The sequence below is a fragment of the Rathayibacter sp. AY1H2 genome (assembly GCF_002931985.1).
In the GTDB taxonomy this organism is placed as follows: Bacteria; Actinomycetota; Actinomycetes; order Actinomycetales; family Microbacteriaceae; genus Rathayibacter.
On the sequence record NZ_PSUV01000001.1, the window covers coordinates 371,631 to 393,529 of the forward strand.

Consider the following 21,899-nt stretch of genomic DNA (forward strand, 5'->3'; position numbering starts at 1 on the left):
ACGATGCGCCGTCGGCCGGGATCGAGGGACGCAGCGGAGCCGATCGGCCCGCCGGACCGACGAAGAGGCCGGCGGGCCCGAGGTGTGCTCGGGCCCGCCGGCCTCTTCGAGGAGACGGCTAGGACGCCGCGGGAGCGGACGGGGAGGTGACGGTGATGAAGCCGTCGATGATGCCCGCCTTGATGGTGTCGAGCTCGCCCTGCAGGTCGCCCGAGACCTTCGACTCGAAGTCGTGGAACGGCGCGATGCCGACTCCGTCGTTCTCGAGGGTGCCCACGAAGGGAGTGGGGTCGAAGTCGTCGGCTCCGGCGGAGCTGGTGACGTCGGTCGTGCCGGCCTCGATGCCCTTGAGGATCGAGGTCAGGTACAGGTCGGCGCCGTCGGGGTAGGTCTCGTACAGGTCCGCGTCCACGCCGACCATCGCGATGTCCTTGCCGGAGTCGCGGATCGCCTCGATCGCCGACTGGAAGATCGGACCGCCGACGGGGAGGATGACGTCCGCGTTCTGGTCGATCAGCGACTGCGCGGCCGACTTGGCCTCGACGCCCGCCGCGAAGCCGCCGGTGAAGGAGCCGGTCTGCGCGTCGACGTCCCAGCCGACGACCTTGACGTCCTTCCCCTTCTGCTCGTTGTAGTACTTCACGCCGTCGGCGTAGCCGTCCATGAAGATCGTGACGGTCGGGAACTGCTGGCCGCCGTAGGTGCCGACGACGCCGGTCTTGGAGTACGACGCGGCCGTGTAGCCGGCGAGGAACGCCGCCTGCGAGGTGTCGAAGGTGATCGGCTTGACGTTCGGCAGGTCGATCGACGCGTCGTCGATGATCGCGAAGTCGATGTCCGTGTTCGCTTCGGCCGCGGCCGACGTGGCCTCCGCCAGCGCGAAGCCGACGGTGATGATCAGGTTGCAGCCCTGGTCGACGAGGCTGGTCAGGTTCGGGGCGTAGTCCGTCTCGGACTCCGAGGTGACGGTCTTCGGCGTGACACCGAGGTCCTCCGAGGCCTTCACGAGGCCGTTGTAGCCGAGCTCGTTGAACGACTTGTCGTCGAACCCGCCCGCGTCGGAGACCATGCAGGGCAGGAAGTCGCCACCGGCGGCGGCGCTGGAGCCGCTCTCCTCGGGGGCGGAGGCGCAACCGGCGAGAAGCGCGGTGACGCCGAGGGCGGCGAGACCGCCGAACGCGGCCTTACGCGAGGTGATAGTCAAGATGTCGTCCTCCAGGAATGCGGCCCCGCGCGACGAGCGCAACAGGGCGTCGATTCCCACACGTTACCCAATGTGACAAGCCGCTCAGCCGCCCGGACGGTGGTGGTCAGGAAGAGTTACACAGTGTTGATCTTCGCGACATGCGGAGCGTGTCGCGGGGCGGTCGGCTGGGCTCGATTCCGAGCCGCGGAGCGGCTCGGCGCGGTCGGCTGGGCTCGATTCCGAGCCGCGGAGCGGCTCGGCGCGGTCGGCTTCGCGACGGGTGCGTTCCGCAGAGCGGGTCGCGTCGGGCTGGCCTGAATCGCTGGCACGCGATTCCGGCTCGCGGCCCTCTCCCCTGCTGCCGGATGTCGAAGGCGTTCGGAGGAGCTCCGCGCTGCGCGCGGTCGGGCTCGACGCGATGCTCCTCCATAGTGGTCGAGTTGCCGCGGAAGCGGCCTATCGAGACCCAGCCATCAGCACCCAGGGCGACGGCCGAGGCCCTCACCGAGGGCGGTCGAGTGGCCGCGCGAACGGCGGATCGGGACCTCCGCACGCGCAAGAGGCGAGGGGCGGAACGGCGAAGCGCGGCGCCTCCGGGGGGAGGGCCGCGCTTCGACGGGTGGGACGGAGGGCTAGAGGACGTCGGTGCGGCCGGAGAGGCGCAGGGCGTCGACGACGCCCTTGACCTTCTGGGCGTTCTCGGTCGTGGTCACCAGGAGCGCGTCGGGGGTGTCCACGACGACGATGTCCTTCACTCCGATGAGGGCGATGGTGCGGTTGCCGCCGCTGACGACGATGCCCGTCGCGGAGTCGGCCAGCACGCGGGCGTCCTCGCCGAGGATGGCGAGGTCCGAGCGGAGTCCGCTCGAGTGCAGCTTCGCGATCGAGGCGAAGTCGCCCACGTCGTCCCAGGAGAAGTGGCCGGGCACGACGGCCAGCTTGCCCGCGGCCGCGGCCGGCTCGGCGACGGAGTAGTCGATCGCGATCTTCTCCAGGCCCGGCCAGATGCGGTCGACGACCGCGCCGCGCTCCGGGGTGTCCCACGCGGCGGCGAGCTCGAGCAGTCCGGCGAGCAGCTTCGGCTTGGCGCGGCCGAGCTCCTCGAGGAGGCGGTCGGCGCGGGCGATGAACATGCCCGCGTTCCAGAGGTACTGACCACTGGAGAGATAGGCGCGCGCGGTGTCGGCGTCGGGCTTCTCGACGAAGGAGTCGACGGCGAGCGTGTGCGTCGCCCCGTCGATCCCGAGGTGCTTCCCCGTGCGGATGTAGCCGAAGCCCACGGCAGGCTCGGTCGGCGTGATGCCGATGGTCGCGATGTAGCCCGCGTCCGCCGCGACGACGGCCTCGGCGACCGCGTCGTGGAACAGCTGCTGACCGCTGATGACGTGGTCGGCGGCGAACGAGCCGATGATCACGCCGGGCTGGCGGCGCTCGAGGATGGCGGCGGCCAGGCCGATCGCGGCGGACGAGTCGCGCGGCTCGCTCTCGAGGACGACGTTGAGGTCCTCGAGGCTCTCGAGCTGCTCCTCGACGGCGGCGCGGTGCGCGCGGCCGGTCACGACCATGATCCGGTCGGCGCCCGAGATGGGCGCGAGGCGGTCCCAGGTGTCGCGGAGGAGGGTCTGCCCCGACCCCGTCAGATCGTGCAGGAACTTCGGGGCGTCGGCCCGGGAGAGCGGCCACAGCCTCGAGCCGATCCCGCCGGCGGGGATCACGCTGTAGAAGCGGTCGAGCGGGGCGCGGCCATCGGTCTCAGGTGATGTCATGTCCGCAGGATACAAGGGAGCCCGAGCGCGACCGTCCGTTCACCCGGGCGCGCGCCGCCGTTCATCCCGCCGCCGTAGCGTCCGGGGCGTGAGAGTCGCGGTCGTCACCGAGAGCTTCCTGCCGTCGTTGAACGGCGTGACCACGAGCGTCCTGCGGGTGCTCGACGAGTTCGCGGAGCGCGGGATCGAGGCGCTCGTCGTCTGCCCGGCCGCGGGGGCGCCGGGCCACTACGCGGGCCACCGCGTCGTGGAGCACCCGGCGATCGCCTACCGCGACTTCCCGGTCGGAATCCCCACGCTGGCCCTCACCCGGGAGCTGGCCGACTTCGAGCCCGACGTGGTGCACGTCGCCTCGCCCTTCCTCCTCGGCGCCCGCGCCATCGCCTCGGCCGGCCGGCTCGGGGTGCCGAGTGTCGCGATCTACCAGACGGACGTCGCGCGATTCGCGGCCCGCTACGGCATCCGCGGCGCCCGCGCCCTCGCCTGGCGGGTGATCCGCCAGATCCACGCCGGGGCGGACCTGACCCTCGCCCCCTCCACCAGCGCCCTCGACGACCTCGCCGCCGCCGGCATCGAGCGCACCGCGCTGTGGGGCCGCGGCGTGCAGAGCGAGCGCTTCCACCCGCGCCGCCGCTCCTCCCCCTACGCGCAGGCCGTCCGAGCCGGACTCGGCGCCGACGACGCGCTCGTCGGCTACATCGGGCGCCTCTCCCCCGAGAAGAGGGTGGAGCGGATGGCGGCACTCGCCTCCCTCCCGCACGCGGAGCTGGTCGTGGGCGGCTACGGCCCCTCCTCCGCCCGGGTCGCCGCCGCCCTCGGCCCGGCGGCGCGGATGCTCGGCCGGCTCGACGGCGACCGGCTGCCGGCGGTCTTCGCCGCGCTCGACGTCTTCGTGCACACCGGCACGGAGGAGACGTTCGGCCAGACGGTCCAGGAGGCGCAGGCGTCCGGCACCGCCGTGGTCGCGCCGCACGCGGGCGGCCCCACCGACCTCATCGAGCACGGCGTGGACGGCCTGCTCTACGCGCCCGAGAGCGACTCCGACCTCCGCCGGCAGGTGGAGCGCCTGGTCCGAGATCCCGCACTGCGCGCCCGGCTCAGCGAGGCGGGCCGCCGCCGCGTGCTCCACCGCACCTGGAGCGCGCTCACCGACGAGCTCCTCGCGCACTACGCGACCGCGGGGGCGCCCGCCCTCGCCCTGCCCCGCAGCTAAGGCTCGCCTAAGCCGCGCCCGCCTGCGAGCGCGCTTAGAATCGGAGGGCGAGTTTCTCGTCGCTCCCCGCCCCGTCCCCGTCCACGCGACGTGGGAACAGGTCAGGCCGTCGGAGCACAACCAGGGAGGGTTGTTCGTGTCAGTTCAAGCTGCTCAAACCCTCGCACCCCGGAAGCAGGGGAAGATCCGGCGTCCGGCCGGCACCCTGTACCGCGGTCGCGAAGGCATGTGGTCGTGGGTGCTCCACCGGATCACCGGTGTCGCCATCTTCTTCTTCCTCCTCGTCCACGTCCTCGACTCCGCTCTCATCGCCGTGAGCCCCGAGGCGTACAACGCGGTCATCGGCACGTACAAGAACCCGATCATGGGACTCGGCGAGACCGGGCTCGTGGGCGCCATCGCGTTCCACGCGCTGAACGGCCTGCGGATCATCCTGGTCGACTTCTGGAGCTGGGCGACCCGCAACCAGCGCGTCCTCTTCTGGGTCGTCATGGGCCTCTGGGTCGTGCTGATGCTCGGCTTCGCGCCGCGCCACCTGATCAACGTCTTCAGCGAGGGGGGTGCGCATTGAGCACCGTCGCCGCACCGCGGACCCCGCACACCCCGACCCGCTCCTCCGGCACCAACTGGGAGAAGTGGGGCTGGATCTACATGCGCGCCTCCGGCGTCGTGCTGATCGTCCTGATCTTCGGGCACCTCATCTACAACCTGCTGCTGGGCGACGGCATCAAGGCCATCGACTTCGGCTTCGTCGGCGGCAAGCTGGCGAACCCGTTCTGGCAGTGGTGGGACGTCCTCATGCTGTGGCTCGCGCTGATCCACGGCGGCAACGGCATGCGCACGCTGGTCAACGACTACGCGACCTCGCCCCTGCTGGCCAAGGCCTTCAAGGGCGGCATCCTCGTCGCCGTCGTGGCGCTGATCGCGCTCGGCACCTGGGTCGTCTTCGCGTTCGACCCGTGCCCCGCCGGCACCGCCGCGGACCTGCTGCCCTCCTTCTGCGCAGCGTGACCACGGTGCCGCGGATCGGAGAGGGGCCCGCGCCCCTCCCGGTCCGCGGCACCGCGTCCCGGCACCTCCCCCTCCCATCCCCGTACGACGGAGCACCCACCCCGTGAGCACACCAGGCCACTCCCACACCGGCGCCGACCAGAGCGCCTTCGCGCAGACGGTCGGACCCGACGGCGTCCACTACCACCAGTTCGACGTCGTCATCGTCGGCGCCGGCGGTGCCGGGATGCGCGCGGCCATCGAGGCCGGCCCCAAGGCGAGGACGGCCGTGATCTCGAAGCTGTACCCGACCCGCTCCCACACCGGAGCGGCGCAGGGCGGCATGGCCGCCGCCCTCGCGAACGTCGAGGAGGACAGCTGGGAGTGGCACACCTTCGACACCGTCAAGGGCGGCGACTACCTCGTCGACCAGGACGCGGCCGAGATCCTCGCGAAGGAGGCCATCGACGCGGTCATCGACCTCGAGAACATGGGCCTGCCCTTCAACCGCACCGAGGAGGGCAAGATCGACCAGCGCCGCTTCGGCGGCCACACCCGCGACCACGGCAAGGCGCCCGTCCGCCGCGCCTGCTACGCGGCCGACCGCACCGGCCACATGATCCTGCAGACGCTGTTCCAGAACTGCGTCCGGCTCGGCATCAACTTCTACAACGAGTTCTACGTCCTCGACCTGGTGATGACCGAGGTCGACGGAGTGGCCAAGCCCTCCGGCGTCGTCGCCTACGAGCTGGCCACGGGCGAGCTGCACGTCTTCCAGGCGAAGGCGATCATCTTCGCGACCGGCGGCTTCGGCAAGATCTACAAGACCACCTCCAACGCGCACACCCTCACCGGCGACGGCGTCGGCATCATCTGGCGCAAGGGCCTCCCCCTGGAGGACATGGAGTTCTTCCAGTTCCACCCGACCGGCCTCGCCGGCCTCGGCATCCTCCTCACCGAGGGGGCGCGAGGAGAGGGTGCGATCCTCCGCAACGCCTCGGGCGAGCGCTTCATGGAGCGCTACGCCCCCACCATCAAGGACCTCGCGCCGCGCGACATCGTCGCCCGCTGCATGGTCCAGGAGGTGGCGGAGGGCCGCGGCGCCGGACCGCACAAGGACTACGTGCTGCTGGACTGCACCCACCTGGGCGCCGAGGTCCTCGAGACCAAGCTCCCCGACATCACCGAGTTCGCCCGCACCTACCTGGGCGTCGACCCCGTCGTCGAGCCGGTCCCCGTCATGCCGACCGCGCATTACGCGATGGGCGGCATCCCGACCAACGTCAAGGCCGAGGTGCTCTCGGACAACACGACCGTCGTCCCCGGCCTCTACGCCGCCGGCGAGTGCGCGTGCGTCTCGGTGCACGGCTCCAACCGCCTCGGCACCAACTCCCTCCTCGACATCAACGTCTTCGGCAAGCGCAGCGGCAACAACGCCGCCGACTACGCCAAGACGGTCGACTTCACCCCCCTGCCCGCCGACCCGGCCGGCGCGATCCGCGACATGCTCGCCTCGCTCCGCTCCGCGACCGGCACCGAGCGGATCGCCTCGATCCGCAAGGAGCTGCAGGACGAGATGGACAAGAACGCCCAGGTGTTCCGCACCGACGAGTCCCTCGAGGCCGTCACCGGGACCATCCAGCGCCTGCGCGACCGGTTCCGCAACATCTCGGTGCAGGACAAGGGCAAGCGCTTCAACACCGACCTCCTCGAGGCCGTCGAGCTGGGCTTCCTGCTCGACCTCGCCGAGGTCGTCGTCTACTCGGCGCGCAACCGCAAGGAGAGCCGCGGCGGCCACATGCGCGACGACTTCCCGAAGCGCGACGACGAGAACTACATGCAGCACACGATGGCGTACCTCTCCGGTGACGCCCACTCCTCCGACGCCGGTGACCACATCCGGCTCGACTGGAAGCCCGTCGTGATCACCCGGTACCAGCCGATGGAGAGGAAGTACTAGCCATGTCGACCGCTACCCTCGAGCAGCCGCCCGCCGCCCCCGCGGCCCCGGAGGCGTTCACCGTCACGTTCATCATCCGCCGCTTCGACCCCGAGGTGGACGCCGAGCCGCGCTGGCAGGACTTCGACGTCGAGATGTATTCGACCGACCGCGTCCTCGACGCCCTGCACCGCATCAAGTGGGACCAGGACGGATCGCTGACCTTCCGCCGCTCGTGCGCGCACGGCATCTGCGGATCCGACGCGATGCGGATCAACGGCCGCAACCGCCTGGCCTGCAAGACGCTGATCAAGGATCTCGACATCTCGCAGCCGATCTACATCGAGGCGATCAAGGGACTGCCCCTCGAGAAGGACCTCGTCGTCGACATGGAGCCGTTCTTCGCCTCCTACCGCGAGGTGCAGCCGTTCCTGGTCGCCAACACCCCGGCGCCCAAGGGCAAGGAGCGCGTGCAGTCGGTCGCCGACCGCGCCCGCTTCGACGACACCACGAAGTGCATCCTCTGCGCCGCGTGCACGTCGTCCTGCCCCGTGTTCTGGACCGACGGGCAGTACTTCGGCCCCGCGGCGATCGTGAACGCCCACCGCTTCATCTTCGACTCGCGCGACGACGCCGGTGGAGCGCGCCTGGACATCCTCAACGACAAGGAGGGCGTGTGGCGCTGCCGCACGACCTTCAACTGCACGGAGGCGTGCCCGCGCGGCATCCAGATCACGCAGGCGATCGCCGAGGTGAAGCAGGCCGTCATCCGCGGCCGCGCCTGATCCTCCCCCTCGCGAACGCGTCCGGCCCGCCGGGATCCGGCGGGCCGGACGCGTTCCAGCGTGCAGGCGGGCGCGTGCACGGGAGCGCCGCGAGGCCTCAGTACGCTGGAGGAATGACCGAGGCGGCCGACACTCCCCGCGGGATCCCGGGCCTGTTCGAGCGGGTCATGCGGACGCGGCCGGTGCGGGTGATGCTCCACTACTCCGAGACCGGCGGGCCCCTCTTCGCCTCCGGACTCGCCTTCCAGGCCCTGTTCGCGGTCTTCGCGGCGCTCTTCGTCTTCTTCGCCGTCTTCGGCTTCTGGGTGCGCGACGACTCGGTGCTGCGCGACTCCCTCCTCGACCTGGTGACCCGCTCCGTCCCCGGCCTGATCGGCGGGAAGAACGCCCTCGTGTCGGTCGACGACCTGCTCGACTCGTCGATCCTCGGCTGGACGGGTGCGATCGCGGCCGCCGGCCTGCTCTGGACGGCGCTCAACTTCTTGGGGAGCCTGCGCCAGGCGGTCCGGCTGCTCTTCTCGCTCCCCGGACCCACGACCCTCTTCGTCCTGCTCAAGCTCAAGGACGCGGGGCTCGCCCTGGTCTTCGGGGCGGTGCTGCTGGTCTCGGCGGGTCTCTCCGTGTTCTCGACCTCGCTGGTGGACGTGGCGTTCGGCTTCCTCGGGATCGGCAGCGAGTCGATGCCGGCCCGTCTCGCCGGCAGCGCGGTCGGCCTGCTGATCATGCTCGCCCTGGACACGGGCACGCTCGCCGGCTCCTTCCGCATCCTCTCGGGCATCTCGATCCCCTGGAAGAACCTCTGGGCGGGGTCGCTGCTCGGCGGGATCGCTCTCGGCGCGCTCAAGGTCCTCGGGACGCAGCTGCTGGGCGGCGCCTCCCGCAATCCGCTGCTGGCCTCGTTCGCGGTCCTCATCGGTCTGCTGATCTGGTTCAACCTCGTCTGCCAGGTGATCCTGATCGCCGCGTCGTGGATCTCCGTCGGGATGAGCGACGCCGGGATCTCGGCGCGCAAGCTCACGCCGGAGGAGCGCGAGAAGGAGCGGGAGGAGCAGCTGCGCACCGCCCGCCGCACCCTCGCCGAGGCCGAGCGCGAGCGGCTTCGCGCCGCGCTGCCGGAGGCGTCCCTCCTGAAACGACGGCGCCTGGAGCGCCAGCTCGCGCAGCTCGAGGAGGAGCTCGAGCAGCTCGCCGCCTGACCCGGCGGTCCTCCTTCCGTCCAGCCCTGCGTCGCCGGGCCCGATTCCGCCTGCCGATTCTGTCCGTTTCTGTTGACTTCCCTCCTGAACGGGTCTAAAAAGAGGTAAACGCAGATCCGAGGTCGGCAACGACACCGCGGATCCGGCGCACCACCCACGGCGAGACGACGGAGTCCACATGTACGCACCGGAGCGGCACCAGGCGATCCTGGACCGCGCCCGCATCGACGGGCGTGTCGAGGTCCGCGACCTCGCCCTCTCCCTCGCCGTGACGCCGGAGACTATCCGCCGCGATCTCACCAGCCTCGAGAAGCGGGGCCTGCTGCGCCGTGCGCACGGCGGAGCCATCCCCGTCGAGCGGCTGGGCATCGAGCCCGAGGTCGCCGCCCGCGAGGGACACCTCGCCGGCGAGAAGGACCGCATCGCCACCGCGGCCCTCGCCGAGGTGCCCGACGGCGGCTCGATCGCCATCGACGCCGGCACCACCACGGTGCGGCTGGCGGAGCTGCTCCCCCTGGACCGCCGGCTGACGGTCGTCACCCACTCCCTCCCCGTCGCGATGGCGCTCGTCGGCCGGCCCAACATCGACCTCCACCTCATCGGCGGGCACCTGCGCGGAGTCACGCAGGCCGCCGTCGGGCCGTGGGCCGCCCAGGCCCTCTCCACAGTCTCGGTGGACGTCGCCTTCATCGGCACGAACGGCCTCAGCCTCGAGCGCGGGCTCACCACCCCCGATCTCGACGAGGCCGTCGTCAAGTCCGCGATCATCGCCTCCGCGCGCCGGGTCGTGGTCCTCGCCGACCACTCGAAGTTCGGCCGGCAGGACTTCGGGCACGTCGCTCCGCTGTCCGCGGTCGACACCGTCATCACCGACGCCGATGTCGACGACGAGCTCGCCGACGACATCGAGTCGGCCGGCCCGGAGGTCGTCCGCGCATGATCGTCACCGTCACCGCCAACCCGAGCATCGACGTCACCCTCTCCACGAGCGGCTTCGCCGTCGGCGAGGTCAACCGCGCGCACGACGTGCGGCGCGACCCGGCCGGCAAGGGTGTTAACGTCGCCCGTGCCCTCGCCCGCAACGGCGTCGAGGCGACCGCGGTCTACCCGGCCGACGCCTCCACCGGCCTCGACCTGTCCACGATGCTCCGGGCCGCCGGAGTCCGCTCGGCCAGTGCGGCGATCGCCCACCCGATCCGCACCAACATCACCGTGGTCGACGACCGGACGGGCCGCACCACCAAGATCAACGAGCCCGGCCCCGCCGTCACGGAGGAGGAGGCCCACGCCCTCTCCGAGCTGATCGGCGAGCACGTCTCGGCCTCGCCCCGCTGGCTCGTCGCCTGCGGCAGCGTCCCCCCGGGACTGGGAGCGGACTTCTACCCCGCTCTCGGCCGCCTCGCCCTGCACTTCGGCGTCCCCCTCGCCGTCGACACCTCGGGAGCCCCCCTGACCGCGATCATCGCGGCCGGCACCGCCACCCTGGTGAAGCCCAACCTCGAGGAGCTCGAGGAGCTCCTCGGCCGCTCCCTGACGACGGTCGGAGACGTCGTCGCCGGAGCCCGTGAACTCCTGCAGCTGCCCGACGCGCGAGCGCTCGTCAGCCTCGGAGAGCACGGCGCCCTCCTCGTCACGGCGCACGCGTCGTGGTGGGCGGGCGCCCCCGCCGTCGTGCCCCTCAGCACCGTCGGCGCCGGCGACAGCACGCTCGCCGGCTACCTCTCGGCCGTCGACGCCACGGAGGCGGAGCGCCTCGCGACAGCAGTCGCGTGGGGTACCGCCGCCGTCCAGCTCCCGGGCAGCGAAGCCCCGGGTCCCGACTCCCTCCGCCTCGACGACGTCTCCGTCGTCGAGAACCCCGACCCCACCCTCCCGATTGGAGAACTGAGCGCATGACTGCTCTCACCGAGGCGTCGACGGTCATCGTCGACCTCACCGCCGCCACGAAGGACGAGGCCACCGCGCAGCTCGCGAAGACGCTCGCCGACGCCGGCCGCGTCACCGACCTCGACGGCTTCCTCGCCGACGTCCGCGACCGCGAGTCGCAGATGGCGACCGGGATGCCCGGCGGCATCGGGATCCCCCACGCCCGCTCCTCCCACGTCGTCTCGCCCAGCGTGGCGGTCGGCATCGCGAAGCAGGGCGTCGACTTCGGCGCCCCCGACGGCCCGGCCGACCTGATCTTCCTGATCGCGGCTCCGGACGGCGCCGACCAGGCGCACCTCAAGATCCTCGCCCAGCTCGCCCGCAAGCTGATCCACGAGTCCTTCACCGGTTCCCTCCGCGCCGCCGCCAGCGGCCAGGAGGTCGCGGACATCATCGCCCGAGAGGTCGTCGTCTCATGAGGATCGTCGCCGTCACGAGCTGCATCGCCGGCATCGCGCACACCTACATGGCGGCCGAGGCCCTCGAGCAGGCCGCGAAGAAGAAGGGGTACGAGATCCAGGTCGAGACCCAGGGCGCCGCGGGCTCCGATCCCATGTCGGACCGGACCATCGCCGACGCCGACGTCGTGATCCTCGCCGCCGACCTCGAGGTCCGCGGCAAGGAGCGCTTCGCCGGGAAGCCCACCCTCGAGGTGGGCACGTCGGAGGCGCTCGCGAAGGCGGCCGACGTCATCGACCGCGCCGTCGCGAAGGTGCAGGACGCTCCCGCCGCGAACCCCGCCTCCGGCCCGCGCTTCGTCGCCGTGACCAGCTGCATCGCGGGCATCGCCCACACGTACATGGCGGCGGAGGCGCTCGAGCAGGCCGCGAAGAAGCGCGGCTACCCGATCCACGTCGAGACCCAGGGCGCGGCCGGCTCGGACGAGATGACCGCGGCCGACATCGCCGCCGCGGACGTCGTCATCCTCGCCGCCGACCTCGAGGTCCGCGGCAAGGACCGCTTCGCCGGCAAGCCGATCCTCCAGGTGGGCGTCGCCGAGGCCCTGTCCAAGCCGGACGAGGTCCTCGACCGCGCTCTGGCCCTCCGCGGCTCCGGCTCCGCCGCGTCCGCCCCCGCCCGCTCGACTCCGGCCGCGGCCCCCGCCGCGCCGAAGAAGGTCGGCGTCGGCACGCGCATCCGCCAGAACCTGATGACCGGCGTCTCCTACATGATCCCGTTCGTCGCGGCGGGCGGTCTGCTGATCGCGCTGTCGTTCCTGTTCGGCGGCTACCGGATCGTCGACTTCACGGCCCAGCAGATCATCGACGACGGCTTCAACGTCGCGAACATCACCGACTGGGCCGGAGTGATGTTCCTCATCGGAAGCGCGACCTTCGCGTTCCTGGTGCCGGTGCTCTCGGGCTTCATCGCCTTCGGCATCGCCGACCGTCCCGGCATCGCGCCGGGCTTCCTCGGCGGCGCGGTCGCGGTCACCGTCGGCGCGGGCTTCCTGGGCGGCCTCGCCTCCGGCTTCATCGCCGGCTACGCGGCCCTCTACATCTCGCGGATCAAGCTCCCCGCGGCGTTCAAGTCGCTGATGCCCGTCGTGATCATCCCCCTGATCGCCACCTTCATCACCGGCTTCCTGATGTTCGTGGTGCTCGGAGCGCCGCTCCGCGCACTGAGCGAGGGCCTGTCGTCCTGGCTCTCGGGCCTCTCGGGCGGCAACCTGATCATCCTGGGGATCATCCTCGGCCTCATGATGGCGTTCGACATGGGCGGTCCGGTCAACAAGGTGGCCTACGCCTTCGCGACCACCGGCCTCGCCTCCGTCCCCGCCGACGGCGACCCGAACTCCGTGCAGTTCAAGGTGATGGCGATCGTCATGGCCGCCGGCATGACCCCGCCGCTGGGTCTGGCCCTGGCCACGACGCTCCGCAAGCGCCTGTTCACCGACGCCGAGCGCCAGAACGGCAAGGCCGCCTACCTGCTGGGCGCGTCCTTCATCTCGGAGGGGGCCATCCCGTTCGCCGCGGTCGACCCGCTGCGCGTGATCCCGTCCGCCATGGTCGGCTCGGCCGTCACGGGTGCGCTCGTCGCGCTCTTCGGCTCCACCCTCCGCGCCCCGCACGGCGGCGTCTGGGTCACCGGGCTCGTCGGGCAGCCGATCCTCTACCTGGTCGCCATCCTGGTGGGCATGGTCGTCACGGCCGTCTGCGTGATCATCGCGAAGAGCATCAAGCGCGCCCCGGTGGTCGCCGAGGTGCCCGAGCCCGCCACCGCGCAGGCCGTCCCCGCCTGATCCCCTCCGACCGACCGTCCTGAGCGGTCCCGCCGGCGGTCGCCTCCGCGCTCCTCCCCCTCTCCGAGGGAGTGGCGCGAGGCGGCCGCCGGTTTCCGCGTTCCGGGGTGCGAGCGCGGCCGGGCGGCCCGCTCCGCGGCTCCGAATAGACTGCTCCGGTGACTCGCAGCACCCTCCGCATCGCCTCCGTCAACGTGAACGGCGTCCGCGCCGCCTACCGCAAGGGGATGGGAGACTGGCTCGCCGCCCGCGACGTCGACGTCCTGGCCCTGCAGGAGGTCCGCGCCTCCACGGACGACCTCACGGGGCTCCTCGGGGACGAGTGGGACGTGCTGCACGACGAGGCGACCGCCAAGGGGCGCGCCGGAGTCGCTCTCGCCTCGCGCAGGCGCGCCACGATCCACCGCGTGACGTTCGGCGCCGACGACTTCGACTCGGCCGGACGCTGGCTCGAAGCCGACTACGAGGTCGGCGGCCGCTCGCTCACCGTCGTCTCCACCTACGTCCACTCCGGCGAGGTCGGCACCCCCAAGCAGGTCGAGAAGTACCGCTTCCTCGACGCGATGGAGGCGCGCCTGCCCGAGATCCAGGCGCACAGCGAGCTCGCCGTGGTGATGGGCGACCTCAACGTCGGCCACCGCACGCTCGACATCAAGAACTGGAAGGGCAACGTCAAGAAGGCCGGCTTCCTCCCGGAGGAGCGGGCCTACGTCGACCGCTTCGTCGGCGCCGAGGGCGACCCGGACTACAACGCCGGTGCCGGACTGGGCTGGGTCGACCTCGGCCGCCGGTTCGCGGGCGAGGTGCCCGGACCGTACACGTGGTGGTCCCAGCGCGGCCAGGCCTTCGACACCGACACCGGCTGGCGCCTCGACTACCAGCTCGCCACGCCCGCGCTCGCCGACCTCGCCCGCAGCTACGAGGTCGACCGCGCCGCCTCCTACGACACCCGCTGGTCCGACCACTCCCCCGTGGTCGTCGACTACGAGCTCTGACCCTCTCCCCCGCGAACCGACCCCTCGAGGCCACCCATGACTCCCAGCACCCCGGGCGCCAAGCCCGTCATCTTCTCCGGCATGCAGCCCTCCTCCGGGTCGCTGCACCTCGGCAACTACATCGGCGCGCTGACCCAGTGGGTCGCGATGCAGGAGGACTTCGACGCCTACTTCTGCGTCGTCGACCTGCACGCGATCACGGTCCCGCAGGACCCGCAGCAGCTCCGCGAGCGCACCCGCGCGACCGCCGCGCAGTACATCGCCGCGGGCATCGACCCCGCGCGCTCGACCCTCTTCATCCAGTCCCACGTACCCGCTCACGCCGAGCTCGCCTGGGTCCTCAACACCCTGACCGGCTTCGGCGAGGCCAGCCGGATGACGCAGTTCAAGGACAAGTCGGCGAAGCAGGGCGCCGAGGCCGCCTCGGTGGGCCTGTTCACCTACCCGATCCTGATGGCGGCCGACATCCTGCTGTACCAGACGGACGCGGTGCCGGTCGGCGAGGACCAGCGCCAGCACCTGGAGCTCACCCGCGATCTCGCCGCGCGCTTCAACTCGCGCTTCGGCGAGACCTTCGCCGTGCCGGAGCCCCACATCGTGCGCGAGACCGCGAAGATCTTCGACCTGCAGAACCCGGGCGCCAAGATGTCGAAGTCGGCGGAGTCGGACGCGGGCCTGCTCAGCGTGCTCGACGAGCCGAAGGCGACCGCGAAGAAGATCATGCGCGCCGTGACGGACACCGAGTCGGAGGTGCGCTTCGACCGGGCGGCGAAGCCCGGCGTCTCGAACCTGCTGACGATCTACTCGGTCCTCGCCGACCGCTCCGTCGAGTCGCTGGAGCAGGAGTACGCGGGCCGCGGCTACGGGGACCTCAAGAAGGGCCTCGTCGAGGTGGTCGCCGCCACCTTCGACCCGATCCGCGCGCGGACCGCGGAGCTGCTCGCCGACCCGGCCGAGCTCGACCGGGTCCTCGCCCTCGCCGCCGACCGCGCGTCCGAGACCGCGGAGCGCACGCTCGCCGCCGTCTACGACTCCGTCGGCCTCCTCCGCCGCGTCCGCTGAGGCGGCCGTGCTGCGGCTCGCGCTCTTCGACCTCGACGACACCCTCTTCGCCCATGCCCGCGCTGTGCGGGAGGGGATCGTCGCGTACGCCGCCTCGCTCGGCGCCGCCTACGCCGGCGAGCCGGCCGACGTGCAGCGCCGCTGGCACCTGCTCGAGGAGGAGCACTACCACCGCTACCTCGCGGGCGAGCTCGACTACGAGGGCCAGCGCCGGGCGCGCGCCACGGACTTCGCCGCGGAGGCCGGAGTCGGGCTGACTCCCGAGGAGGCGAGCTCCTGGTTCCGCGGGTACCTCGAGCGCTACGTCGCCGCCTGGACCCTCCACGACGACGCGCTGCCCGTCCTCGTCCGGCTCGACGCCGCCGGAGTCCGCCTCGGCGTCATCACCAACGGCGTGCTCGACTTCCAGCGGGGGAAGATCGAGGGCACGGGCCTCTCCGGTCGCTTCGAGCACGTGATCGCCTCCGGCGACGTCGGCGTCGCCAAGCCGGACGCGCGGATCTTCGCGATCGCCTGCGAGCGGTTCGGGGTCTCTCCGGAGGAGGCCCTCTACGTCGGCGACCGGCTCGGCACCGACGCCGTCGGAGCGGCCGCTGCGGGCCTGCGCGGCGTCTGGCTCGACCGCGTCGGCGGTCCCGAGCACGGCCGCATGCTGCCGCCCGAGGCGGTCGAGCTGGGCGTGCGCCGGATCGCTTCCCTGGACGAGCTGGACGCGCAGCTCGGGCTGCCGGCGGACTGAGGCCCCGCCTGGTCCGGGTCTCGATAAGCCGCCTGCAGCGACTGCGCGACCAGCATGCAGGTCCGAATTGCCGGGTCTCGATGAGCCGTCTGCGGCGACCACTCGACCAGCATGGGTGTCCCCGAACCACCCCGTTGCGATAGCCGTTGCGCCGTCGTCGGAACGACGAAGCGCCCCACCCGACCCGAGGGTCGGACAGGGCGCTTCACCGTGAACGGACTCACGTCATCCGCTCGCCGCACGAGGTGAACGGGGAGAACGCGTGTCAGCGTCGTCCCCTAGCCGGACGCGACCCGCTCCCCGAGACGAGACCGCCTCGACGAGCCGACCGCGCCGCGGCAGGCAGGGACTGCCGCGGAGAAAACTACTGCACGTCCTCGTCGATCCAGTCGAAGGTCTTGGTGACGGCCTTCTTCCAGAGGCGGTACTGGCGGGCGGCCTCGTCCTGGTCCATCTGCGGGGTCCAGCGCGAGTCCTCCTGCCAGTTCTGGCGCAGGTCGTCGAGGTTCTCCCAGAAGCCGACCGCGAGTCCGGCTGCGTAGGCCGCTCCGAGCGCGGTGGTCTCCGCGACGACCGGTCGGACGACCGGGACGCCGAGGATGTCGGCCTGGAACTGCATGAGCAGGTTGTTGGCGATCATGCCGCCGTCGACCTTGAGCTCCTGCAGGGGGACGCCGGAGTCGGCGTTGACCGCGTCCAGGACCTCGCGGGTCTGGAAGGCGGTCGCCTCGAGCGCGGCGCGGGCGATGTGGCCCTTGTTGACGTAGCGGGTGAGGCCGACGAGGGCTCCGCGGGCGTCGGAGCGCCAGTAGGGGGCGAACAGACCAGAGAAGGCGGGGACGAAGTACGCGCCTCCGTTGTCCTCGACCGTGGCGGCCAGCGCCTCGACCTCGGGGGCCGAGCCGATGAGGCCCAGGTTGTCGCGCAGCCACTGGATCAGCGAGCCGGAGACCGCGATCGAGCCCTCGAGCGCGTAGTGCACCTCGCCGTCGCCGAGCTTGTAGCCGATGGTGGTGAGCAGACCGTTCTTCGAGTGGACGATCTCGGTGCCCGTGTTGAAGATCAGGAAGTTGCCGGTGCCGTAGGTGTTCTTCGCCTCGCCCGGGTCGAACGCCGCCTGGCCGAAGGTCGCGGCCTGCTGGTCGCCGAGGATGCCGGCGATCGGGACCTCGCGCAGCAGCGACGAGGACTCGACGTGGCCGTAGACCTCGGAGGAGGAGCAGACCTCGGGGAGCATCGACTTCGGGACCCCGAAGGCCTCGAGGATGTCGTCGCGCCACTCGAGGGTCTCGAGGTCGAGGAACAGGGTGCGGGAGGCGTTGGTGACGTCGGTCTTGTGGACGCCGCCGTCGATGCCGCCGGTCAGGTTCCAGAGGACCCAGGTGTCCGTCGTGCCGAAGATCAGGTCGCCCGCCTCGGCCTTCTCGCGAGCACCCTCGACGTTCTCGAGGATCCAGACGATCTTGGTGCCGGAGAAGTAGGTCGCGAGCGGGAGGCCCACGATCGACTTGAAGCGGTCCGCGCCCTCGTCGCCGGCGAGGCGGTCGACGATCGACTGGGTGCGGGTGTCCTGCCAGACGATGGCGTTGTAGACGGGCTTGCCGGTCGTCCTGTCCCAGACGACAGCGGTCTCGCGCTGGTTGGTGATGCCGACGGAGGCGATGTCGTGGCGGGTCAGGTCGGCGCGGGAGAGAGCCTGGCCGATCACCTCGCGGACGTTGTTCCAGATCTCGATCGGGTCGTGCTCGACCCAGCCGGCGCGCGGGAAGATCTGCTCGTGCTCCTTCTGGCCGGTGGAGACGATCGATCCCTTCTTGTCGAAGATGATCGCGCGGGACGACGTGGTCCCCTGGTCGATAGCGATGACGTAGTCAGCCATGAATGATTACTCCTTCGTAACGGGGGTGAAAGGAAGCGCGGCGGTCTAGAGGACCGGGAGCAGCACGAGCGAGGCGAGGCCCGCGAGCACTCCACCGACGATCGGGCCGGCGACGGGCACCCAGGCGTAGCTCCAGTCGCTCGAGCCCTTGCCCTTGATCGGCAGGAGAGCGTGCGCGATGCGGGGGCCGAGGTCGCGGGCGGGGTTGATGGCGTAGCCGGTCGGGCCGCCGAGGGAGGCGCCGATCGCGATCACCAGGATGGCGACGGGCAGCGCGCCGAGCGCGGCCAGACCGCCGTCGCCCTGACGTCCGCCGCCGAAGCCGATGACGACGAAGACGAGGACGAAGGTGCCGATGACCTCGGTGACGAAGTTCCAGCCGTACGAGCGGATCGCCGGGCCGGTCGAGAAGACGCCGAGCTTGTTCGCCGCGTCGGGCTCCTCGTCGAAGTGCTGCTTGTAGGCGAGCCAGCAGAAGACGGCACCGAGGATCGCACCGATCATCTGGGCGAGGATGTAGACGAGGATCGAGACGATGTTGACGGGCACGCCGGATCCGAACTCGGTCGCTCCGCTCGCGACGAGGCCCAGGGTGACCGCGGGGTTGAGGTGCGCCCCCGAGTTGTACGAGACGATCACACCGGCGAAGACCGCGAAGCCCCAGCCGATGTTGACCATGAGGGTTCCGCCGTTGAGACCCTTGCTCTTCACGAGCGCGACGTTGGCGACGACACCGCAGCCGAGGAGCACGAGCATGGCCGTTCCCACGACTTCGGCGAGGAAGACCACTCCGAGATTGTCCACGTTGACCTTTTCCTTTTCGTAAGACGGACGCGCACAGGCGTCCGCGGCGGGCTTCGATGCCCGACGGTGTGAAGTTATCGGCGCCCTGTCCTAGCGACAAGGAACGGCGCGTGCACGTTTGTGCGTTGTCACGACGGAAGCCCCGGTCGAGGTGGTCCTCGGTCCGGGGCTTCCGTCGATCCGCGCCTGATCGCCGATCAGGAGGCGGGCACGGCCGTCGGGGTCTGCACCGAGGTGCCCCCGACGTCGACGCCGTTGTACTCCTTGAGGTGCGCGATGGTCGCGTCGACCTCCGACGCGCGGGCGGCGTCGTCCCAGCCCAGCACGGCGCCCGTGTGCTCGGCGAGCTCCTCGAGGAGCTCGCGGCTCAGGCCGCCCGTGAAGGCGTGGTTGGTGCGGCGCATCACCAGGTCGATGAGGTGCACCACGCTCTCGCGCTGGGCGAGGTAGCGGATCTCACCGGTGGTGAAGTCCTTGTCGAAGTCGAGCGCCTCGTCGTGTCCGTCGGCCAGGGCCTCGATGACCTCCTGCGCGCGGGTGCCGTAGCGCTCGAGCAGCTGGCCCGTGCGGGCCGAGGAGAGCCCGGAGCGGTGCTGGCTGATCCACTGCGCGCGGGACGCGTCGGTGCGCGGGAAGCCCTTGCCGCCTCCGATGGGGGTCTTCACGGTGGAGACGCGACGGGTCACGCCGATCCGCTTGAAGACCTCGTTCGAGAGGTGCTCCGACAGGGCGCGGAACGTCGTCCACTTGCCGCCGACCAGGCTGAGCACGGGCGAGCCGTTGCCGGGGAGCGTCGAGGGCTCGATGCGGTAGTCGCGGGAGACGAAGCCCGGGGCCTCGTCGTCGTGGCGGGGCAGCGGGCGGATGCCGGAGAACTTGAAGACGATCTGCGAACGGTTCACGCGGATGGCCGGGAAGACGTGGTTGACGAGCTCGAAGAAGTAGTCGATCTCCTCCTCCGTGCACACCGCCGGCTTCGTGGGGTCGGCGTCGATGTCGGTCGTGCCGACCATCACGCGGCCCTTGAGCGGGTAGATGAGGACGATGCGTCCGTCGCTGTGCTCGAAGAACATCTCGCGACCCTCGCAGGCCTCGACCAGCTCGGGGTTGTCGAGCACGATGTGCGAGCCCTTGGTGCCGCCCATGAATTTCGTGGACGTGCCGAGGGCCGTGTTGGTGAAGTCGGTCCACGGTCCGGAGACGTTGACGACGACGTCCGCCGCGAAGGTGAACTCCTCGCCGGACTCGCGGTCGCGGAGGACGACGCCCTTCTCGTCGGCGCCGACGGCCTCGACGTAGTTGGCCGCGCGGGCCTTCCTGCCGCCGATCAGCGCGTCGTGGAGCACGTCGAGCGCGAGGCGCTCGGGCTCGTGCACGGAGGCGTCGAAGTAGGTGGCGGTGTACTTGATCTTCGGGTCGAGCTTGGGGAGCTCGTTCAGCGAGCGCTTGCGCCCGTGGAACTGGTGGCGCGGGACCGTGCCGCCGTCGCGGGAGAAGAAGTCGTACATCGTGAGGCCGACCTTGATCAGCAGCGCACCGCGCTCCTGCGGCTTGCCCGACTTGTGGGTCAGGAAGCGCAGCGGAGCCGCGAGGATGCCCGAGAACGTCGAGTAGATCGGGATCGTCGTCTGCAGCGGCTTCACGTAATGGGGAGCGATCTTCAGCAGGCCGTTGCGCTCGTGCACGCCCTCGTTGACGAGTCGGAACTCGCCGTTCTCGAGGTAGCGGATGCCGCCGTGGATCATGTGGCTCGAGGCGCTCGAGGCACCGGAGACGTAGTCGCCGCGCTCGACGAGGGCGACGTCGACGCCGTTGAGCGCGAGCTCGCGGAAGGTCCCGATGCCGTTGATGCCACCGCCGATGACCAGGACCGTGGCGCGGGGGTTGTCGCGGAGAGCAGCGACGCTCTCGCGCAGAGCGGAGTTTCCGGGAGTTCCGTCGGACTGTGCCACTTCGTACTCGCCTTCGTGTCGTAGGGGTGTCGTCGAGGCCTCCGCACCAGCGTGCACCGGGGAGATGACCGATTGATTTCGCGGAGGAATACAGCCATCCTTGACCCGACAACACATCCGGTCAAGACGGGTGGAAATCCGTGCAGGGAGCGCTATGACCCCGGTGAGACCGGTCGTCGAACTCGACGAGACGACCCACGCGACCCATCCCGACAAGACGCGGGACGCGCTGCGTGCGGCCCAGCTGTACTACATGCAGGATCTGACGATGGACGCGATCGCGCACGAGCTGCACACGTCGCGCTCCTCCGTCTCGCGCCTGCTCTCGCACGCCCGCGCGACCGGCCTGGTCGACATCCAGATCCGCTCCCCCCTCGACCGGGCGAGCGCCCTCTCGGCCGAGGTGCGGTCCCACTTCGACATCACGGCGCACATCGTGCCGGTGCCGGACCACACCAGCGAGATCGACCGGCTCGAGCGGGTCGCCCTGTCCGCAGCGAGGATCCTCGGGCAGTTCATCGACTCGAACATGATCGTCGGCATCGCCTGGGGCTCCACGATGAGCGCGATCAGCCGCCACCTGATCGCCAAGGAGACGCACAACACGCAGATCGTGCAGCTGAACGGCGCCGGCAACACCGAGACCACGGGCATCAACTACTCGAGCGAGATCCTCCGCCGCTTCGGTGACGCCTACGCGGCGAAGGTCCAGCAGTTCCCGGTGCCGGCGTTCTTCGACGACCCGACCACCAAGCAGGCGGTGTGGCGCGAGCGCTCCACCCGACGGGTCCTGGAGCTGCAGCAGCGGATGGACGTGGCGCTGTTCGGGCTCGGGTCGCCGTTCGCGGCGGTCCCCTCGAAGGTCTACATCGGCGGCTACCTGGAGCCGAGCGACTTCACCTCGCTCAGCGCCTCCGGGGTCGTCGGCGACGTCGCGACGGTGTTCTACCGGTCCGACGGCAGCTGGGACGACATCCCCATGAACGAACGTGCAAGCGGTCCGGACCTCTCCACCGTGCGCCGCGCGTCGCGCCGGATCTGCGTCGTCTCGGGCGCCTCGAAGCTGCCGGGCCTGCGCGGCGCCCTGGCGGCCGGTCTCATCACCGACCTCATCCTCGACGAGGGAACGGCCCGCGCCCTCATCTCGGACTGACGCCTCCCGCCCCCTCCGCGGGACGCCGCTCGGGTACGCGGCACGCCGACACAGGCGCACCGGAGCGGCGTC

General features: G+C 70.8%; 19 protein-coding genes. 14 read left to right on the plus strand and 5 right to left on the minus strand.

The annotated features are described in order from the left end of the window. Positions 1 to 118: 118 nt before the first annotated feature. Entirely contained in the window at positions 119 to 1,204 is a 1,086-nt protein-coding gene (locus tag C5C29_RS01650) for a BMP family protein (protein ID WP_104223183.1), read from the minus strand. A 614-nt stretch (positions 1,205 to 1,818) separates the two neighbouring features. Further along, positions 1,819 to 2,952, minus strand: a complete 1,134-nt coding sequence (locus tag C5C29_RS01655; protein ID WP_104223184.1) for a mannose-1-phosphate guanylyltransferase — start codon at positions 2,950 to 2,952, stop codon at positions 1,819 to 1,821. An 88-nt stretch (positions 2,953 to 3,040) separates the two neighbouring features. On the opposite strand from C5C29_RS01655, the gene C5C29_RS01660 reads away from it, so the two are divergent. From C5C29_RS01660 to C5C29_RS01725, 13 genes are all read left to right on the plus strand, one after another. Beyond that, positions 3,041 to 4,165 (plus strand): glycosyltransferase family 1 protein, encoded by a 1,125-nt coding sequence (locus C5C29_RS01660; RefSeq protein ID WP_181074921.1) that lies wholly within the window; start codon positions 3,041 to 3,043, stop codon positions 4,163 to 4,165. 136 nt (positions 4,166 to 4,301) lie between these two features. Beyond that, on the plus strand, positions 4,302 to 4,736 hold the full coding sequence (sdhC, locus tag C5C29_RS01665; RefSeq protein WP_374952907.1) for a succinate dehydrogenase, cytochrome b556 subunit: 435 nt from the start codon (positions 4,302 to 4,304) through the stop codon (positions 4,734 to 4,736). Continuing rightward, positions 4,733 to 5,176: a succinate dehydrogenase hydrophobic membrane anchor subunit gene (locus C5C29_RS01670; protein ID WP_104223187.1), complete on the plus strand. Its 444-nt coding sequence runs from the start codon at positions 4,733 to 4,735 to the stop codon at positions 5,174 to 5,176. Before sdhC ends, C5C29_RS01670 begins: the two co-directional genes overlap by 4 nt. Positions 5,177 to 5,378: 202 nt before the next feature. Further along, entirely contained in the window at positions 5,379 to 7,115 is a 1,737-nt protein-coding gene (gene sdhA, locus C5C29_RS01675; RefSeq protein ID WP_244230709.1) for a succinate dehydrogenase flavoprotein subunit, read from the plus strand. Between the two features lie 2 nt (positions 7,116 to 7,117). After that, entirely contained in the window at positions 7,118 to 7,879 is a 762-nt protein-coding gene (locus C5C29_RS01680) for a succinate dehydrogenase iron-sulfur subunit (protein WP_068254543.1), read from the plus strand. A gap of 113 nt (positions 7,880 to 7,992) precedes the next feature. Next, positions 7,993 to 9,075: a YhjD/YihY/BrkB family envelope integrity protein gene (locus C5C29_RS01685; protein WP_104223189.1), complete on the plus strand. Its 1,083-nt coding sequence runs from the start codon at positions 7,993 to 7,995 to the stop codon at positions 9,073 to 9,075. A gap of 178 nt (positions 9,076 to 9,253) precedes the next feature. After that, a complete protein-coding gene (locus C5C29_RS01690; RefSeq protein WP_104223190.1) occupies positions 9,254 to 10,015 on the plus strand; it encodes a DeoR/GlpR family DNA-binding transcription regulator in 762 nt (253 codons plus the stop codon). Then, positions 10,012 to 10,971, plus strand: coding sequence for a 1-phosphofructokinase family hexose kinase (locus tag C5C29_RS01695; protein WP_104223191.1), 960 nt, complete (start codon positions 10,012 to 10,014; stop codon positions 10,969 to 10,971). The genes C5C29_RS01690 and C5C29_RS01695 overlap by 4 nt, the downstream gene beginning before the upstream one ends. Continuing rightward, positions 10,968 to 11,420, plus strand: coding sequence for a PTS sugar transporter subunit IIA (locus tag C5C29_RS01700; protein WP_097166616.1), 453 nt, complete (start codon positions 10,968 to 10,970; stop codon positions 11,418 to 11,420). Before C5C29_RS01695 ends, C5C29_RS01700 begins: the two co-directional genes overlap by 4 nt. Further along, the gene (locus tag C5C29_RS01710) at positions 11,417 to 13,243 is read left to right on the plus strand and encodes a PTS fructose-like transporter subunit IIB (protein ID WP_258062234.1); all 1,827 of its coding nucleotides are present in this window, start codon (positions 11,417 to 11,419) and stop codon (positions 13,241 to 13,243) included. The genes C5C29_RS01700 and C5C29_RS01710 overlap by 4 nt, the downstream gene beginning before the upstream one ends. A gap of 158 nt (positions 13,244 to 13,401) precedes the next feature. Beyond that, the gene (locus C5C29_RS01715; RefSeq protein WP_104223192.1) at positions 13,402 to 14,238 is read left to right on the plus strand and encodes an exodeoxyribonuclease III; all 837 of its coding nucleotides are present in this window, start codon (positions 13,402 to 13,404) and stop codon (positions 14,236 to 14,238) included. Positions 14,239 to 14,274: 36 nt separating this feature from the next. Then, positions 14,275 to 15,300, plus strand: a complete 1,026-nt coding sequence (gene trpS / locus C5C29_RS01720) for a tryptophan--tRNA ligase (RefSeq protein WP_104307906.1) — start codon at positions 14,275 to 14,277, stop codon at positions 15,298 to 15,300. Positions 15,301 to 15,307: 7 nt separating this feature from the next. After that, complete coding sequence (locus C5C29_RS01725) at positions 15,308 to 16,039, plus strand: HAD family hydrolase (protein WP_104307907.1); 732 nt, start codon at positions 15,308 to 15,310, stop codon at positions 16,037 to 16,039. Positions 16,040 to 16,403: 364 nt separating this feature from the next. Here the strand turns inward: C5C29_RS01725 and glpK are convergent, their stop codons facing one another. The 3 genes from glpK to C5C29_RS01740 all read right to left on the minus strand — a co-directional run bounded on the left by glpK (position 16,404) and on the right by C5C29_RS01740 (position 20,674). Beyond that, entirely contained in the window at positions 16,404 to 17,918 is a 1,515-nt protein-coding gene (gene glpK / locus C5C29_RS01730; protein WP_104226427.1) for a glycerol kinase GlpK, read from the minus strand. Positions 17,919 to 17,963: 45 nt separating this feature from the next. Continuing rightward, positions 17,964 to 18,674, minus strand: coding sequence for an MIP/aquaporin family protein (locus C5C29_RS01735; RefSeq protein WP_374952909.1), 711 nt, complete (start codon positions 18,672 to 18,674; stop codon positions 17,964 to 17,966). A 245-nt stretch (positions 18,675 to 18,919) separates the two neighbouring features. After that, entirely contained in the window at positions 18,920 to 20,674 is a 1,755-nt protein-coding gene (locus tag C5C29_RS01740) for a glycerol-3-phosphate dehydrogenase/oxidase (protein ID WP_258069451.1), read from the minus strand. Positions 20,675 to 20,828: 154 nt separating this feature from the next. Here C5C29_RS01740 and C5C29_RS01745 point away from each other — a divergent pair, with 154 nt between their 5' ends. Further along, entirely contained in the window at positions 20,829 to 21,827 is a 999-nt protein-coding gene (locus C5C29_RS01745; RefSeq protein WP_104307909.1) for a sugar-binding transcriptional regulator, read from the plus strand. Positions 21,828 to 21,899: the final 72 nt, after the last annotated feature.